This is a genomic window from Demequina oxidasica (assembly GCF_000975115.1).
Lineage (GTDB): Bacteria > Actinomycetota > Actinomycetes > Actinomycetales > Demequinaceae > Demequina > Demequina oxidasica.
The window spans coordinates 974,829-990,037 of the sequence record NZ_BBRE01000001.1; the positions used below are offsets into that span (position 1 = coordinate 974,829).

Here is a 15,209-nt window from a genome sequence, read left to right on the forward strand (position 1 = left end):
TGCCTAACGATTGGCATAGCAGATACGTTGCGGCGCAAGGAGAGATAGGCTCAATCCATGACTACGTGGGAATACGCAACCGTGCCGCTCATCGACCATGTTACCAAGCAGATTCTCGACCAGTGGGGCGAGGATGGCTGGGAACTCGTACAGGTAGTGACGGGGCCCACCGGTGGGCTTGTCGCCTACCTGAAGCGCCCCCGCGAGGGCCAGTGATGACCACCGCTACGGAACGCCTGGCAAAGCTGGGTTTGGAACTCCCCGCGGTGGCGACGCCACTGGGCGTATACGTGCCTGCGCTGCGTCACGGGGACATGGTCTACACCTCAGGTCAGTTGCCCCTCGTTGAGGGAGATCTGCTGGCGACCGGACTGGTGGGACATCGCGAGGAGGACGTCACGCCGGAGCGCGCCAATGAGTGCGCCCGTGTCGCCGCCCTGAATGCAATCGCCGCAGCGGCCGATGCTTCGGGAGGCCTTGACAACATCGTCCGTGTCATCCGCGTGACCGGTTTTGTAGCATCGGCGCCCGGCTTCACGGCCCAGCCCGCCGTCATTAACGGCGCCTCTGCGCTTATCGGCGAGGTGTTCGGCGACGCCGGACGCCATGCGCGATCCGCTGTGGGAGTCGCTTCGCTTCCCGTGGGTGCCCCCGTCGAGGTGGAGCTCACGGTGGCCGTCGCTAACTAGCGGGAACGAGCGCGCAGCTTCTCCGGCTCGTACACCTCAACGGAGCCGATGCGTACATCGATCCAGCCACGCGCGGCAAAGTCCGCGAGCGCCTTATTGACGGTCTCTCGTGAGGCGCCAACGAGCTGAGCAAGTTCTTCCTGCGTGAGACCGTGACGCACCGTGACGTGGCCGCGCTCCATGCGCCCAAACCGGTGGCCGAGGTCCAGGATCGCCTTCGCCACGCGGCCGGGTACGTCAGAAAACACTAGGTCAGCCATGGTGTTCGACGTGCGCCTGATGCGTTGGGCGAGTGCGCGCAGCATGTGACGAGACATTTCGAGGTGATCGTCCAGCCACGGGTCCAATACGGACTTAGGCAACTCGTAAACGATGGAGTCTTCGACGGCGTGGGCTCGCGACAGGCGCGGACCCGGGTCGAACACGGAGAGTTCTCCGAGCATGTCCCCCACGCCCAACAGCGCGAGCAAGTTCTCCCGCCCATCGCGCGCAGTTCGGGCGAGCTTCACCTTGCCGCGCACCACGATGTACAACGCCTGGCCCTCGTCGCCCTCGTTGAAGATCGTCTCTCCACGCGTGAGCTCCATACGCGTCATCATGGCGATGAGCGAGCGGGCGCTGTCACTATCCATGCCGCCAAAAAGTGGGGATGAGCGCAGCAGCTGTTCTTCGCGTGAGACCTCAGGCATTGCTGCCTCCCGAGGAGTATTGCCTTCTTCGCAGGCGCACGCCATCGTCACGGGCATCGCCCATTGCCTTCACCATTTGTGCGGTCACGGTATCTAGGGTCTCACTGACTCGGACTTCATACGACTCAAGACGCTTGTCGAGTTCAGAAAGTTCGTCCAGATCGAACGCCGTCGCCCGCGGGCCCCGCGGCCAAATCGTCGCCGCGAGCTCCTTGGAGGTGGGAGCATCGGCCGCAAGAGCCTCGAGCGTGACGTCCATTCCACTGGCCGCCAGAGGATCAGGACACGAGAGCTGGGCCACGACCAGCTCCCTGCGCGCTTGCGCGAGCCTCCGCCACCAGTGGACACGGGCGAGTTCGCGTCTCATCTCGCGTCGCCGATGCGTCAGTTCAGCCACTAAGGACGCAGTTGCCGTTGGGCTCACACGCACTCCTCGTCGCTGGCTGGGCCGACTTGCGCCGGGAGGGCACAGGAGGCCCCGTAGTGAAAGTATCGGCTCGCCATAGGCGCGGCTTGAGCATCGCCTACAGTGGCGGGATGGGAACCCGAACCGCCCTCACCGTCGCCCGCGCTGAACAGGACACCCCGCCCGTTGCGCTGGTGCGCCGTGCACGTGCCGCGAATCGTGAATTGGCCCTCGTATACCCCGATGCGCACTGCGAACTCGACTACCAGACCCCATTCCAGTTACTGGTCGCGACGGTGTTGAGCGCGCAATGCACTGACGTGCGGGTCAACATGGTCACGCCGGCGCTGTTCGCGCGTTTTCCTGATCCCGAGGCGATGGCGGGCGCAAACCGGGACGAGCTTGAATCACTGATCAAGTCGACCGGCTTCTACCGTTCCAAGTCGGAGTCGCTGTTGGGGCTCAGCCACGACATCGTCACCAAATTTGACGGGGAGGTGCCAGGACGCCTCAAGGATCTCGTCACTCTGCGCGGCGTGGGCCGCAAGACCGCGAACGTGGTGCTCGGTAACGCCTTCGACGTCCCGGGCATCACCGTGGACACCCATATGGGACGGCTAGCTCGCCGCCTGGGGCTCACGGTGAACGAGGATCCCGTGGCGGTCGAACGCGACCTCATGGCGCTCATCGAGCGTCGCGAGTGGACACTGTGGTCGCATCGCGTCATCTTCCACGGACGCCGGCGTTGCAAGGCCCGCAAGCCAGAATGCGGTGCGTGCGAGATCGCCGCGCTGTGCCCCAGTGCTCCCGGCGCCAAGGTGCGCGACTAGGCGCGCACCCCTGCCGTTACGTGGCGGACTTCCCGTCCCCCGCGATCAACTCTGCGTCCTCCTCATGGAGGTCTGCGCCGCGCTTCTTGAGTTCCTTCGCGAGTTCTGCACGGTCTGCCAGCCGGTTGTCTGGCAGCGGCGTCGAGCGCACCGTATAGAGCTTGCGGTAGTGCCGGTCCCGCCAGATGAGCAGCAGGGCGCCGATGATCGCCGCCGTGAGGGAGGCGATCAGCACGGAAACCTTGACCTCCTCCACGCGCTCGCCGTCGAAGGCAAGGTCGCCGATGAGTAGCGAGACTGTGAAGCCGATTCCAGCAAGGAATCCCATACCGATGACGTCCCACCACGACAGTCCTCGATCGAGTTGCGCCTTGGTAAACGTCGCGACGAGGAACGTGGCAAGCACAATGCCGAGCGGCTTGCCGAGCACCAACCCAATGACCACGCCCTGAGCAACCGGGTCCTGGGCAGCCACGAGCAGCGTCGCGCTGGAGACCACGACACCCGCGGACAGCAACGCGAAGACGGGCACGGCAAAGCCGGCGGAGACCGGGCGCCACAGGTGCTCCCAGTGTTCCGCGAGGGAGGACTTCTTGCCGTTGCGGACAATGGCGGGAACCGAGAGGCCAAGCGCGACACCGGCGATCGTGGCGTGAACGCCCGACGCGTGCATGAAGGCCCAGGCGACGAAGCCGAGAGGGATGAGGATGAAGGGGTTGGTGAGTCCCTTGCGTGCCAACAGTCCAAAGACGACGATGCAGGCGAGCGAGGCAGCCAACCACTGGAAGTGAACCTCATCCGTGAAGAACACCGCAATGATGATGATCGCGAGCAGGTCGTCGACTACCGCAAGCGTAAGCAGGAATGCGCGCAAGGCGTTGGGCAACCAGCGTCCCACCACCGCGAGAACCGCAACTGCGAACGCGATATCGGTGGCGGTTGGAACCGCCCAGCCGTCGGTGGACCCGCCCTCCTGCATCACATTGACGAGGACGTAGAGCAACGCCGGCACCGCCATACCGCCTATTGCGGCGACGATGGGGACGACGGCGGTCGCCGGCCTTCGCAACTCGCCCGCCACAATCTCGCGCTTGAGCTCCAGACCGATCACAAAGAAGAAGATCGCCAGCAACCCGTCCTGGGCCCACGCCTCAAGCGACAGGTTCAGGTGGAGCGCCTCGGGGCCAATATGAAACTCGCGCAGACTGTCGTACGACTCCGCCCATGCCGAGTTCGCCCAGATCAGCGCAATGATGGTTCCGATGAGAAGCAGGACACCTCCGGCACGCTCGGTGCGGAGCATGTCGGCAAGGTTGCGCTCACTCGACGGCGTCAACTTCGAAAAGAGCCGTCCGGCGGCAGTGCGGGCCAAAATATCGTCCTTAGGTAGCGGTGCGTTCGGTGGCTACCAGCCTACCTACTGAGAAGGTGCCGAGACCGCCCCGGTCGGCTGAGCGACCTTTGGTGTGGGCGGATCAAAGCGATAGCCGACGTTACGGACGGTGCCGATGAGGTGCTCGTGTTCCGAGCCCAGTTTTGCGCGAAGTCGTCGCACATGCACGTCAACGGTGCGCGTGCCACCGTAGTAGTCAAATCCCCAGACCTCTTGTAACAGCTGGTCGCGGGTATATACGCGTCCAGGGTGCTGCATCAGGTACTTGATGAGCTCGAACTCCTTGAAGGTGAGGTCGAGCGGCACCCCCTTGAGGCGCGCCGTATAGCCACCGACGTCAACAGTGAGGTCCCCGGAGGAAAACTCTGAGGCCTTGGCGAGCGGGTCCGCCTGGTTAGCGCGCCCGCTCAACAACCGAATCCGTGCCTCAACTTCTGCTGGAGTGGCACCCGCGAGCACCACGTCGTCCGCACCCCAGTCGGCATTCACGATGGACATGCCACCCTCGTGAAGCACCAGGAGAAGCGGAACGGCCACTCCGGTGACCTGGATCAACTTGCAGTTGTTGCGCGCCTCCGCAAGGTCGTGGCGCGCATCCACGATGAGCACGTCGGCATCCATTGCCTCGAGCATCGCCGATGGTTCGGGAGCCACCACGCGGGCGCGATGCGACAGCAGGGCGAGGGCGGGCAAAACCTCGAAGGGACCGTCCGTGGACGGAGTGAGTACTAACAGGTCGGCCATAGGCACCTCCGAATGGCAACACTTTACCGGCGTGAGTAGTGAGAGACTAACCACCATGATTCCCACCACGCGGGCGACCATCACCGCTTCAGCGGCTGCCGTCATTGCCGCGACGGGGTATTTGGGCACCAAGTACCTGGCAGGCGGCATTCTGCTATGCGTATTGGCGCTCGCCTGGGGGTGGCCGCACCTCGCACACGTTTCGCGCACCACAGTGAGCTCGATAGTCATCGCGGGCGGTGGCGCGCTGGCGATCTTCGCCGTGGCGCTGGGGCGCAGTGAGCCGTATCTCCGCTACATGGTGATCGCCGTCGCCGCGGTCACCATCGCGGCCCTCGCCTCGGAGATTTTCTTTGCCTCGCAACGGGGGCACGCGGTGACCTCGGTGGCGGGAACCGCCGCCGGCGGGGCCATCGCGACCTCGGGAGCGGCCTGGCTGGCGGCCAACCGGACAGTGGGGGCCGAGGACCTCGTCGTGGCCGGTGGGACCGTCCTCGCCGTCGCGGCCGTGGCTGCGGTGCTCACCACGAACGGCAACGTCAACGCCGTGCTCACCATCTTGCTTGGCACGGGCGCCGGCTCGGGCATGGGCCACCTCCTGCCCTCGATGAGCTGGTGGGGCGGCTCCCTCGTGGGACTCTCCTGCGCGGTCACCGTGGTGCTCACCAATGAGCTGTACCGACGCGAACCGCGCCCTCGTACACACATGGCGGGAATAGCATCGGGCATCACGCCTGTTCTGGTAGCGGGAATGTTGGTCTACCTCGGCGGGCGTCTGCTCGTCGGCTAGGGCCCTCATCCTCACGCCTACGCACCGCGCAGCGTCCCCTCAATATTGCTTGGATCAAGAAATGCTCATCCGGATCATCATCATCGTCGGCCTGCTGGCCGTGGCGTCGCTCGCCTACCTCTGGTGGTCACGACGCAACGGCGTGGTGCGCCGCGTCGAGGTTCCCGGGTCCTTGTCGAGTGAGACGCTGGGAGCGCAGCGGGGTTTCCGCGCCACGTTTGTTCAGTTCTCCACTCCCATGTGCGCCAAGTGCCCCGGAACGGCTGTGCTCCTCCAACAAGTCGCAAGCGAGTTCAAGGACGTAGAGCACATCGAGATCGATGCCACGGAGCGTCTGGACCTGGCGCGACAGTTCGACATCATGCGCACCCCCACCATCCTGGTGCTCAACACCGATGGTGTGGTCGTAGCGCGCATGTCCGGTCCCCCCAGCGTGGCCCAGGCACGGGAGTCTCTCGAGGCGGCCCCGCCGGAGTCCGCGCCCTACTCAATCTAGAAGCGGAAACCAATTTAGAACCCCACGCATAAAATAGAAGCCTTTCCAGGAGGACCACCATGACCAGCGACACCCCCACCACCAAGCCAGCCCCAGCATCGGGCGATCTGCAGATCGATCCCCGTGGGCCGCGCTTTGGCGCCGCCATCACTCTGGTGCTCGCGATCGCCGCGCTCGTCGTCGGCGCGAACGTCGTCGGTGTCGTCATCATGGCGGTACTCGCACTGATGTTTGTCCCCGGTGCTGTGGTGGGACCGCAGGCCACATTGCAGGCGGCGTTGTTCAAGCGCTTTGTTCGTCCCAAGCTCGCGCCTCCCAGCGAAACCGAGTCCTTCCGCGCTCCCCGCTTCGCGCAGCAGGTGGGCCTCGCGTTTTCCATCCTGGCGGTCGTGTTCGGCGCACTCGGTTCCGGCGTGGGCTTCTTCATCTTCGCCGGCTTCGTCGCCGTGGCATCGTTTCTCAATGCGGTCTTCAACTTCTGCCTCGGCTGCGAGATCTACCTCCTCACCAAGCGCCTTTCCTCCCGCAACGCCTAAGCGGCCCTTTGGGGTCGTCACAAGCGGAGGTTAGACTCGTCGCATGACCGCACTCGAAGTCACCTTTATCGCCCTCGCCGTGGCCGCGTTTCTCGCGGTGACCTGGATTGCCGGCGTGGTCGCCTGGCGACTGCTCAAGGTCTCCAAGCGATGACGTTCGCCATTCCTGAGGACCTCGCTCCCGAGGTCTACCCCCTCGCCTGGTTGGTGGGCACGTGGGCCGGTCACGGAGTGATCGACTACCCCGGCATCCCCGCTTCGGACTTCCGTCAGGAGATGTCCTTCACCCACGACGGCGGCCCATACCTCAACTACACGTCGACCATCACGACCATCGGAATGGATGGCGAAGTCGGACAGGTGTGGTCGGTCGAATCGGGCTTTTGGCGCGTCGCCCCCACCACCCCCGAAGGCATCGAGCTCAAAGAGTTCCAGCACCCGCTTGAGGTAGTCATGGCGGATGCCGCGGGCCTCGTCGCCGTCTACGTCGGCGCCGTGGGTAACGGGCGCATCGACCTCGCGACCGACCTCATGGCGCGTACGGAGTCCGCCGCCGAGGTCAACGGGGCGACCCGTCTCTACGGCAATGTTCAAGGCGAACTCATGTGGGCCTGGGACCTAGCCGCGTTCGGCCACGAGCTCCAGTCCTACGCCTCCGCGCGCCTGTCGCGCGTCACGGATGCCACCGGCGCCCGTGTCGACGGCTCGAACGCGACGCCCGATGCCGCGGCCGAGTCGGACTCCACACCTCCCGGCGGCGACGCCGGCACCGACTCGTAAGGAATCGCACGCGCCCTTGGCGCGTTCACCCCACATGACTTCCCCCACACTTACCTCGCCGATGCTCCTGCGTCACGGCGCCGTCCCCGACGCGGGAGCCGATGCTGGAGTCGCCTGGCACTACGGTGACCCCGCCGCGGAGCAGCGAGCGTTAGCGGCAGGGCGTGCCGTGGTGGACCAGTCTCACCTCGGCATCGTCTCGGTTTCCGGCCCTGACCGCCTCACCTGGCTTAACTCGCTCACGACGCAGGAGGTCGCGGCCCTCGCGCCCGGCGTCAGCACCGAGTTCATGATCCTCAGCCCGCAGGGACGAATCGAGCACGTCGCGAACGTGGTCGACGACGGTGAGACCGCGTGGCTCATCACCGAGACTCCCACCGGACTCGTGACCTTCCTTGACCGCATGAAGTTCATGCTGCGCGTTGAGGTCACCGATGCGACGTCCGAGTGGGCGGCCCTTGGCGAGGCCATCTCGGCTCCGGCCGCACAGGGCGAGCCTGTCACCTGGGTGGACCCGTGGCCCAACATCGCGGTAGGCGGCACTACCTATGCTGCTGACTCCAGCACCCACCCGGGCACTGAGCGCGCCTGGCGTCTGGTGCTGGTGCCGCGCACCGACCTCGAGTCGGAGATCGACGCGCGTTTGGATTCCGGATGGTCGCTTGCCGGCACCTGGGCCACCGAGGCCGCCCGCATCGCGGCGTACCGACCACGCGCGTCCCACGAGGTTGACGAGACCACGCTTCCCCACGAACTGGACTGGCTACGCACCGCCGTTCACCTCCACAAGGGCTGCTACCGCGGCCAGGAGACCGTGGCGAAGGTCCACAACGTGGGGCGGCCCCCGCGCCGGCTCACCATGCTGCACCTGGACGGTTCCAACCACGCGATTCCGGAACTCGGCGCGGCCGTGTTCATCGGCGAGGGTGACGGCGCCAAGCAGGCTGGCCGCATTACCTCAGTGGGTCGCCACTACGAGTACGGTCCCATCGCACTCGCAATGATCAAGCGAGCGACCGACCCCTCGGCGCAACTCAACATCCCCACGGACGGTGGCGACGTCGCTGCTGCGCAGGAGCTGATTGTGAATGCGGATGGCTTCTCCGCGGACCGCCCCGCCAAGCCCGGCCCCACCATGCGCGGACTGATGATGGGCAAGGGATGTGCCGCCAATGGCGGCGACCTGCCAGAAGAGTAGGCGTTGTTCCCCGCGCATCGGAGTTCGCGGGAGTACGGTGAACGCGTGGACATTACCGCGAAGGACCTCAGTTCAGGCCTGACCGAGGCGCTCGCGAGCGCCCGCGCTGGCGAAGACGTCGTGATCACCGAGGACGGCGTGCCCATCGCCAGGCTCAGCGGAGTTGATGGGGCCTCGCTGCTTGCCAAGCTCGAGGCCGAGGGGCTGATTACCCCGCCCGCTGAGGACCGCGCGGTGCCGCGCCTACCGCAGGCCGAGGCGGCCAAGGACGCGCTGTCGAGCCTGCTCGGCCGGCTGCGCAGGTAGCCATGTCGCTCGTCTACTTTGATACGTCCGCGCTCGTGAAGTTGTGCGTACTCGAGACCGGAACCCCCCTCGTGGTGGGTCTCTGGAAGCACGCCGATGCGCTTCTTACCTCCCGTATCGCGGATTCGGAGGTGCGTTCCGTGCTCGCCTCTGCCGAGCGCATTGGCCGTATTGACGCAGCTCCTGCCGCGCAGGCGCGCGAGCGCTGGGACGAGCTGTGGCCCTGCCTGCACAAGGTGGAGGTGACGGCCGCGGTCGCCGATGCATCGGGCGCCCTGACCGACCGCCGCCCGTTGCGGGCGGGCGACGCCATTCACCTCGCCAGCGCGCTGGTGCTGGCCGAGGCGAAGCCGGTTTTCGCGGCGTGGGACCGTCGGCTCGCGAGCGCGGCGAGCGCGGAAGGACTGCTGGTCCTGCCGCCTGCGTTAGCGTAGGGGCATGTTCGCATTCCTTCAGGCAGCCATCATTCTGGCGATCTCCGTCGCCGCCTTCATTGCAGCCATCTTTGCTGCGGTACATGCCGCGAAGACCTCTGATGGCGCCTTTAAGGCCGCCGGCAAGCAGAGCAAGGCGCTGTGGCTTGTCCTCATGATCGCCGCCACTGCCATCGCCTTCGTCAGCTTGCCTTGGCCACTCGGCAACGGTTCCGGCACCGTGGGCCTGCTTGGGATCATCTCCTTGGGTGCCGTGATCTTCTATCTCGTGGACGTCAAGCCCAAGGTGTCCGGGTTCTCCGGCGGACCCAGCGGCCCTCGCAACAACAATCGCGGCACCTGGTAGTCACCACGCCACGACCTCACGTGACTGATCCGACCATCCCCCGCCCCAGCATCGGCCGCTCGTGAGGGCCGTACTTCAGCGGGCCTCACGCGCATCGGTGACCGTCGACGGCGCAGTCACCGCACAGTTCACCCGGCAGGGAATCGTCGCCCTCGTGGGCGTCACTCACGGTGACGGTCCAGCGCAGGTCGAGACCATCGCGCGCAAGATCGCGGAGCTGCGCATCCTTGACGACGAGAAGTCAGCGTCAGACGTGGACGCGCCCATCATTGTGGTGAGCCAGTTCACGCTGTACGCCGACGTGAAGAAGGGGCGCAGGCCTTCATGGAACGGCGCCGCCCCCGGCGCCATTGCTGAGCCACTCGTTCAAGCCGTGGTTTTTGCGCTGCGCGAGCGTAGTCTGTCTGTAGGCACCGGTGTCTTTGGTGCCCACATGGATGTGGAACTCGTCAACGACGGACCCATCACCATCATTGTGGAGGCCTGACATGATCCTTGAGGCACTCGTCAGCATCTCGGACGCCATCGCTGGCTTCCTCTTTCCCGAGCCCTGGCGTCAGAAGTGGCGCAAGAAGCGCGGCCACGCAGATTCTTAGACCTCTCTAGGCCGGTAGACATCTCTCGGCGCAAGGGGTCACGCAGGCGGCCGAGACTTTAAACGGTCACAAGCAGGTCCCCCACGTCGCAATTGAGCGCCTCGCAGATTGCGGCCAGCGTCGAGAAGCGGATCGCACGCGCGCGGTCGTTCTTCAGCACTGACAGGTTGACCACCGAGACCCCCACGATCTCGCTGAGACTAGTGAGGGTCATGCCGCGCGCCTCAAGAAGCTCATCGAGCCTGCAATGGATGAGCTCCTCCTCAGAATCGGCTGGGCTCATACCAGGCCCTCGGTCTCGCGCTGGAGGCGTTCGCCCATGCCCAAGGCTGCTCCGATGGCTCCCACGATGAGGGCGACAAGTGCTGGCGCCAGGCCCCCTTCGAACTGGACAGAGTCATAGGTGTAATCACTCACGGCGGACAGTGCTCCGTTGGTCGTCATGTTGGTCAGAATGACCCACCCGAACCAACCGGCCATGATGACGGCCGCGCCCCCGTAGGCGAGTGCCGAAGCGCCCTTCGAGAACGCACGGCCGCGGGCTAGCCGCAGGAAGAACAGTGCGGCAATCACCATTCCGGCGCAGACAGCGAGCGCCATCCAGATGGGCTGCGCGTAAAGCGCGAAGAGGGTCGCTGGCGCGGGGTCGGGGACGATGATCGTGGCCGAATCGATCGTCGCGGCTACCATCGACCCGTGGGGTCCCACCGGAATCATGGTTGATTCGCCGGCAAGCGGCACAGTGACAGGAACGTGACTTCCCGAACCGACCTCCAGCAAACGGCGTACTGCGGCGGCGATCGCGAGGCTGGCCGTGACTGCCACCAGAACTACGGACAGATACATTCCGATCCGGTCGGATCGGTCGAGGCGACTCGTGTCGTTCATGGCCTGCTCCATATCGATAATCGTTGTTATTGATAAACGATATGCCCATCGGAAACGCGCGTCAACCCCAGTAACCTCATCCCACCCGGCCGCAGCATCGGCCGCCAAATCCTCCCGCAAGCGTCGGTGTCGGCTAGGTCACGGTTGTCACGCCCCTGGCGAACATCGCAATAACCACCCCCTGACCGTGGTTAGCCTGGTTGCAACACCACAGGAGACTGTGGAGACCCCGGCACCCGCCGGACGACGAAGGAGGATGAAAATGTTCGAACGGTTTACCGATCGGGCCCGACGTGTAGTGGTGCTCGCCCAAGAAGAGGCGCGCATGCTCAACCACAACTACATCGGCACGGAGCACATCCTGCTGGGCCTCGTCCGCGAAGGCGAAGGCGTCGCAGCCAAGGCACTTGAGGCTATGGATATCAGCCTTAACGGCGTGCGCGAGCAGGTTCAGGAGATCATCGGCGAGGGCTCACACGCTCCCTCTGGTCACATCCCCTTCACCCCCCGCGCCAAGAAGGTACTCGAGCTGTCACTGCGCGAGGCGCTGCAGCTCGGACACAACTACATCGGCACCGAGCACATCCTGCTGGGCCTCATCCGCGAGGGTGAAGGCGTGGCGGCACAGGTGCTTGGCAAGCTCGGAGCAGACCTCGGTGGCGTTCGCCAGCAGGTCATCCAGCTGCTCTCCGGCTACGAGGGCAAGGAGCCCGCGACCGCAGGCGGCGGCCCCGCAGAGGGCACCCCGGCCGGATCGACCGTCCTGGACCAGTTCGGCCGTAACTACACGCAGGCGGCACGTGAAGGCAAGCTTGACCCCGTCGTGGGCCGCGAGCTCATCATGGAGCGCGTGATGCAGGTCCTGTCGCGCCGCACCAAGAACAACCCCGTCCTCATCGGCGAGCCCGGCGTCGGCAAGACCGCCGTCGTCGAGGGTCTGGCCCAGGCGATCGTGCGCGGCGACGTGCCCGAGACGCTGAAGGACAAGCACCTCTACACGCTCGACCTCGGTTCGCTGGTTGCCGGTTCGCGCTACCGCGGTGACTTCGAAGAGCGCCTCAAGAAGGTGCTCAAGGAGATCCGCACGCGGGGCGACATCATCCTGTTCATCGACGAAATCCACACCCTGGTGGGTGCGGGTGCAGCCGAGGGTGCGATTGACGCCGCCTCGATTTTGAAGCCGATGCTGGCACGAGGTGAGCTCCAGACCATTGGCGCCACCACGCTCGACGAGTACCGCAAGCACATCGAGAAGGACGCGGCGCTCGAGCGTCGCTTCCAGCCGATTCAGGTTCCCGAGCCGGAGCTCGCTCACGCGATCGAGATCCTCAAGGGCCTGCGTGACCGCTACGAGGCATTCCACCGCGTCACCATCACGGACGACGCGATCGTCGCCGCCGCTCAGATGGCCGACCGCTACATCTCCGACCGCTTCCTTCCGGACAAGGCGATCGACCTGATCGATGAGGCGGGAGCGCGACTGCGCATCCGTCGCATGACGTCGCCTCCGGAGCTGCGCGACCTTGACGACAAGATCGCCAACGTCCGTCGCGACAAGGAGTCCGCAATAGACGAGCAGGACTTCGAGAAGGCAGCATCGCTACGTGACGTAGAGCGCCGCCTCACCGAGGAGCGCTCCGAGAAGGAGGAGGCCTGGAAGTCGGGCGACCTCGACGTCGCAGCAGTGGTCGACGAAGAGCTCATTGCCGAGGTGCTCGCGATGTCGACGGGTGTACCCGTGGCACGCGTCTCCTCCGACGAGTCCTCGCGTCTGCTGCAGATGGAAGGCGAGTTGGGCAAGCGCGTCATCGGTCAGAGCCAGGCGGTCAAGGTCCTTTCTCAGGCCATCCGCCGTACGCGTGCCGGCCTTAAGGACCCCAAGCGTCCCGGTGGTTCGTTCATCTTCGCCGGTCCTACCGGGGTGGGTAAGACCGAGCTGGCCAAGGCTCTCGCCGAGTTCCTGTTTGGTGACGAGAACTCACTCATCAGCCTCGACATGTCAGAGTACGGCGAGAAGCACACGGTCGCGCGCCTCTTCGGTGCTCCCCCCGGATACGTGGGCTTTGAAGAGGGTGGCCAGCTGACCGAGAAGGTCCGCCGCAAGCCGTTCTCCGTGGTGCTGTTCGACGAGGTCGAGAAGGCTCACCCGGACATCTTTAACTCGCTGCTCCAGATTCTGGAGGACGGCAAGCTGACCGATGCTCAGGGCCGCGAAGTCAACTTCAAGAACACCATCATCATCATGACCACCAACCTGGGCGCCGACGCGATCTCGCGTCGTCAGGCCACGGGCTTCTCGGTCGCGACTGAGGGTGGTCAGAGCTACGAAGAGATGACCAAGCTGGTGAACACCAAGCTCAAGGATCACTTCAAGCCTGAGTTCCTCAACCGCGTGGACAACGTGGTGGTCTTCCCGCAGCTCACCCAGCTCGAGATCGTGCAGATTGTCGACCTCATGGTTGCCAAACTGGACATCCGCATGCAGGACAAGGACATGGGCATCGAACTCACGGACGCGGCAAAGCAGTTGCTCGCGGTCAAGGGTTACGACCCCGTCCTGGGTGCGCGACCGCTGCGCCGCGCGTTACAGCGCGAGCTCGAGGACGCGCTGTCCGAAAAGATCCTGTTCGGTGAGCTCACCGCAGGTCAGATTGTGCGCGTCGATGTCAAGGGCGAGGGCTCCACTGCGGAGTTCACGTTCGAAGGCCTCGACAAGGACGACATCACCGGCGGTCCCATGACCATCGAGCACGCTCCCGTCGGAGCGCCCTCGGAGCTCCAGGGCGACGGACCTCACGAGGGTGAGGACGTGCCCCGGGAAGCCGGCGAGTAGCACGGTGTAGCAATGCGAAGGGCCCCAGTCTCCGCCCGGAGACTGGGGCCCTTCGCGTTGCCGGGCGACAGCATCGGCCGTCTAGAGGTGAGAATGCCCGATCCGCCCCACATAGACAATCAGCGCGATCTCCATGGCGCCTCCCTCGGTGACCCGCCAACCAGCTCTTCTCCGGCGCTTACATTTGGACGAGAAACTGACGAGTTTTGCGACCGGATGTAAGCGCAGTGGCTAGCGAGTACCGTCGAGCCGGGTCTTGAGGACTCGGCGGACCCTGTCGCGGCACCACGAGGGCCTGTCGTGAAGGTCACGCCAACCAAAGCGCAGAGTGAGGTAACCGGCTGCGGCGAATTCGACGTCGCGCTCGCGGTCCTCCCGACGCGCCTTCGCCGAGCCATGGAAGGCCTCGCCATCGAGTTCGATCAACACACGTGCTTCTCGATGAAGGGCGTCCGCGACTCGACGCCGGCCGCCGGTGGTGATCTCTGCTTGCCACTCAAGCTTCGCAAAATCAGCACCGGTGAACGCCTCATTCCGCGCGAGCACCTCGAGCGGTGAAGTCGCGCCCCACGCAAAGTGTGCGACGAGGTGTAGGAGCGTCCTGCGTGCCGGGACTCGTGGTGCCCATTCGAGTGCTTCGTATAGCTGAGTGACAGAGCAACTTCGTTGCCACATCGCCTCGTAGAAGGTCGACCTGCGATCACGCGGCTGCGCGGCACGCCACGCGTCAACCAGCGCATGGGCGGGTGTGGCCAGGCGCACCAGGTTGCGGACACGACTTGACGGTAGTTCGGCCACCGACCGCACGCGGATCCAGTCCGGAGCTCTCACGGTATAGGGCCGCTCGATCACGATGTCCGCGATCTCGGGCGCAGCCAACTCGGACCGTTCAAGGTGCAGTGCCAGTTGCCCCGTCACTACCGCGCGGGGGCACCAAGCGCTGATCGCCTGGGCTCTCACGGTGGGATTCTGCACGTGTGCTCGTGCGACGATCAGACCAGGGAGCAGGTCTACAGCGTCGCCACTGTGCAGCGCGGCACTCACGCGGTACTTTGACCACTCGATCTCGAGATCTGCCCTCCGGCACGGGGCGCGTACGCGGTCAAGATACTCGCTGACCGTCGTCGGCGCGTATAGGCGGAGAGGTAGTGCCATGTCACGACTCCACCACGTGGAACTCCCTTGCGATGCGCCTGCACATCAATCTGTGGATAGCCTCACCTACTCCTGTGCTTACATCTGGGCCCAGAGTTCT

20 protein-coding genes are annotated in these 15,209 nt (G+C 64.8%); 13 read left to right on the plus strand and 7 right to left on the minus strand.

Annotated elements, in window-relative coordinates:
• The first annotated feature begins 57 nt into the window (after window positions 1–57).
• Both sp36 and AOP77_RS04495 read left to right on the plus strand, forming a co-directional pair.
• Window positions 58–216 carry a Sp36 family protein gene (gene sp36 / locus AOP77_RS12095; RefSeq protein WP_084622294.1) on the plus strand — a complete coding sequence of 53 codons (159 nt, stop codon included), beginning with the start codon at window positions 58–60 and terminating at the stop codon, window positions 214–216.
• Window positions 216–689, plus strand: a complete 474-nt coding sequence (locus AOP77_RS04495) for a RidA family protein (RefSeq protein WP_062209865.1) — start codon at window positions 216–218, stop codon at window positions 687–689. The genes sp36 and AOP77_RS04495 overlap by 1 nt, the downstream gene beginning before the upstream one ends.
• Here AOP77_RS04495 and AOP77_RS04500 read toward each other — a convergent pair.
• Together AOP77_RS04500 and AOP77_RS04505 are read right to left on the minus strand one after the other, a co-directional pair.
• Window positions 686–1,378 (minus strand): Crp/Fnr family transcriptional regulator, encoded by a 693-nt coding sequence (locus tag AOP77_RS04500; protein ID WP_062209868.1) that lies wholly within the window; start codon window positions 1,376–1,378, stop codon window positions 686–688. The genes AOP77_RS04495 and AOP77_RS04500 overlap by 4 nt on opposite strands.
• On the minus strand, window positions 1,371–1,679 hold the full coding sequence (locus AOP77_RS04505) for a hypothetical protein (protein WP_152649768.1): 309 nt from the start codon (window positions 1,677–1,679) through the stop codon (window positions 1,371–1,373). The genes AOP77_RS04500 and AOP77_RS04505 overlap by 8 nt, the downstream gene beginning before the upstream one ends.
• A 236-nt stretch (window positions 1,680–1,915) precedes the next feature.
• On the opposite strand from AOP77_RS04505, the gene nth reads away from it, so the two are divergent.
• Window positions 1,916–2,614, plus strand: coding sequence for an endonuclease III (gene nth / locus AOP77_RS04510; RefSeq protein ID WP_062209875.1), 699 nt, complete (start codon window positions 1,916–1,918; stop codon window positions 2,612–2,614).
• A 16-nt stretch (window positions 2,615–2,630) separates the two neighbouring features.
• Here the strand turns inward: nth and nhaA are convergent, their stop codons facing one another.
• Window positions 2,631–3,986, minus strand: coding sequence for a Na+/H+ antiporter NhaA (nhaA, locus tag AOP77_RS04515; RefSeq protein ID WP_084622296.1), 1,356 nt, complete (start codon window positions 3,984–3,986; stop codon window positions 2,631–2,633).
• Window positions 3,987–4,031: 45 nt separating this feature from the next.
• The gene (locus tag AOP77_RS04520; RefSeq protein ID WP_062209878.1) at window positions 4,032–4,751 is read right to left on the minus strand and encodes a response regulator transcription factor; all 720 of its coding nucleotides are present in this window, start codon (window positions 4,749–4,751) and stop codon (window positions 4,032–4,034) included.
• Between the two features lie 55 nt (window positions 4,752–4,806).
• Here AOP77_RS04520 and AOP77_RS04525 point away from each other — a divergent pair, with 55 nt between their 5' ends.
• The 9 genes from AOP77_RS04525 (at window position 4,807) to dtd (ending at window position 10,124) form a co-directional block, all read left to right on the plus strand.
• Entirely contained in the window at window positions 4,807–5,541 is a 735-nt protein-coding gene (locus tag AOP77_RS04525) for a hypothetical protein (RefSeq protein ID WP_062209881.1), read from the plus strand.
• 61 nt (window positions 5,542–5,602) lie between these two features.
• Window positions 5,603–6,037 (plus strand): thioredoxin family protein, encoded by a 435-nt coding sequence (locus AOP77_RS04530; RefSeq protein WP_062209887.1) that lies wholly within the window; start codon window positions 5,603–5,605, stop codon window positions 6,035–6,037.
• Between the two features lie 59 nt (window positions 6,038–6,096).
• Window positions 6,097–6,573: a DUF4395 domain-containing protein gene (locus AOP77_RS04535; protein WP_084622298.1), complete on the plus strand. Its 477-nt coding sequence runs from the start codon at window positions 6,097–6,099 to the stop codon at window positions 6,571–6,573.
• A gap of 150 nt (window positions 6,574–6,723) precedes the next feature.
• Entirely contained in the window at window positions 6,724–7,353 is a 630-nt protein-coding gene (locus AOP77_RS04540; RefSeq protein WP_084622300.1) for a heme-binding beta-barrel domain-containing protein, read from the plus strand.
• Window positions 7,354–7,387: 34 nt separating this feature from the next.
• Entirely contained in the window at window positions 7,388–8,551 is a 1,164-nt protein-coding gene (gene ygfZ, locus AOP77_RS04545) for a CAF17-like 4Fe-4S cluster assembly/insertion protein YgfZ (RefSeq protein WP_062209890.1), read from the plus strand.
• 45 nt (window positions 8,552–8,596) lie between these two features.
• On the plus strand, window positions 8,597–8,857 hold the full coding sequence (locus AOP77_RS04550) for a type II toxin-antitoxin system Phd/YefM family antitoxin (protein WP_062209893.1): 261 nt from the start codon (window positions 8,597–8,599) through the stop codon (window positions 8,855–8,857).
• Between the two features lie 2 nt (window positions 8,858–8,859).
• Window positions 8,860–9,291, plus strand: a complete 432-nt coding sequence (locus tag AOP77_RS04555; RefSeq protein WP_062209896.1) for a type II toxin-antitoxin system VapC family toxin — start codon at window positions 8,860–8,862, stop codon at window positions 9,289–9,291.
• Window positions 9,292–9,295: 4 nt separating this feature from the next.
• Complete coding sequence (locus tag AOP77_RS04560; RefSeq protein ID WP_062209900.1) at window positions 9,296–9,637, plus strand: DUF2516 family protein; 342 nt, start codon at window positions 9,296–9,298, stop codon at window positions 9,635–9,637.
• 61 nt (window positions 9,638–9,698) lie between these two features.
• On the plus strand, window positions 9,699–10,124 hold the full coding sequence (dtd, locus tag AOP77_RS04565; RefSeq protein WP_062209904.1) for a D-aminoacyl-tRNA deacylase: 426 nt from the start codon (window positions 9,699–9,701) through the stop codon (window positions 10,122–10,124).
• Between the two features lie 167 nt (window positions 10,125–10,291).
• Here the strand turns inward: dtd and AOP77_RS04570 are convergent, their stop codons facing one another.
• A complete protein-coding gene (locus AOP77_RS04570; protein WP_062209908.1) occupies window positions 10,292–10,516 on the minus strand; it encodes a helix-turn-helix domain-containing protein in 225 nt (74 codons plus the stop codon).
• The gene (locus AOP77_RS04575) at window positions 10,513–11,121 is read right to left on the minus strand and encodes a hypothetical protein (protein WP_062209910.1); all 609 of its coding nucleotides are present in this window, start codon (window positions 11,119–11,121) and stop codon (window positions 10,513–10,515) included. The genes AOP77_RS04570 and AOP77_RS04575 overlap by 4 nt, the downstream gene beginning before the upstream one ends.
• A 262-nt stretch (window positions 11,122–11,383) precedes the next feature.
• On the opposite strand from AOP77_RS04575, the gene AOP77_RS04580 reads away from it, so the two are divergent.
• Window positions 11,384–13,954 carry an ATP-dependent Clp protease ATP-binding subunit gene (locus AOP77_RS04580; RefSeq protein WP_062209914.1) on the plus strand — a complete coding sequence of 857 codons (2,571 nt, stop codon included), beginning with the start codon at window positions 11,384–11,386 and terminating at the stop codon, window positions 13,952–13,954.
• Window positions 13,955–14,185: 231 nt separating this feature from the next.
• On the opposite strand, the gene AOP77_RS04585 is transcribed toward AOP77_RS04580, so the two are convergent.
• Window positions 14,186–15,109, minus strand: coding sequence for an endonuclease domain-containing protein (locus AOP77_RS04585; RefSeq protein ID WP_062209918.1), 924 nt, complete (start codon window positions 15,107–15,109; stop codon window positions 14,186–14,188).
• Window positions 15,110–15,209: the final 100 nt, after the last annotated feature.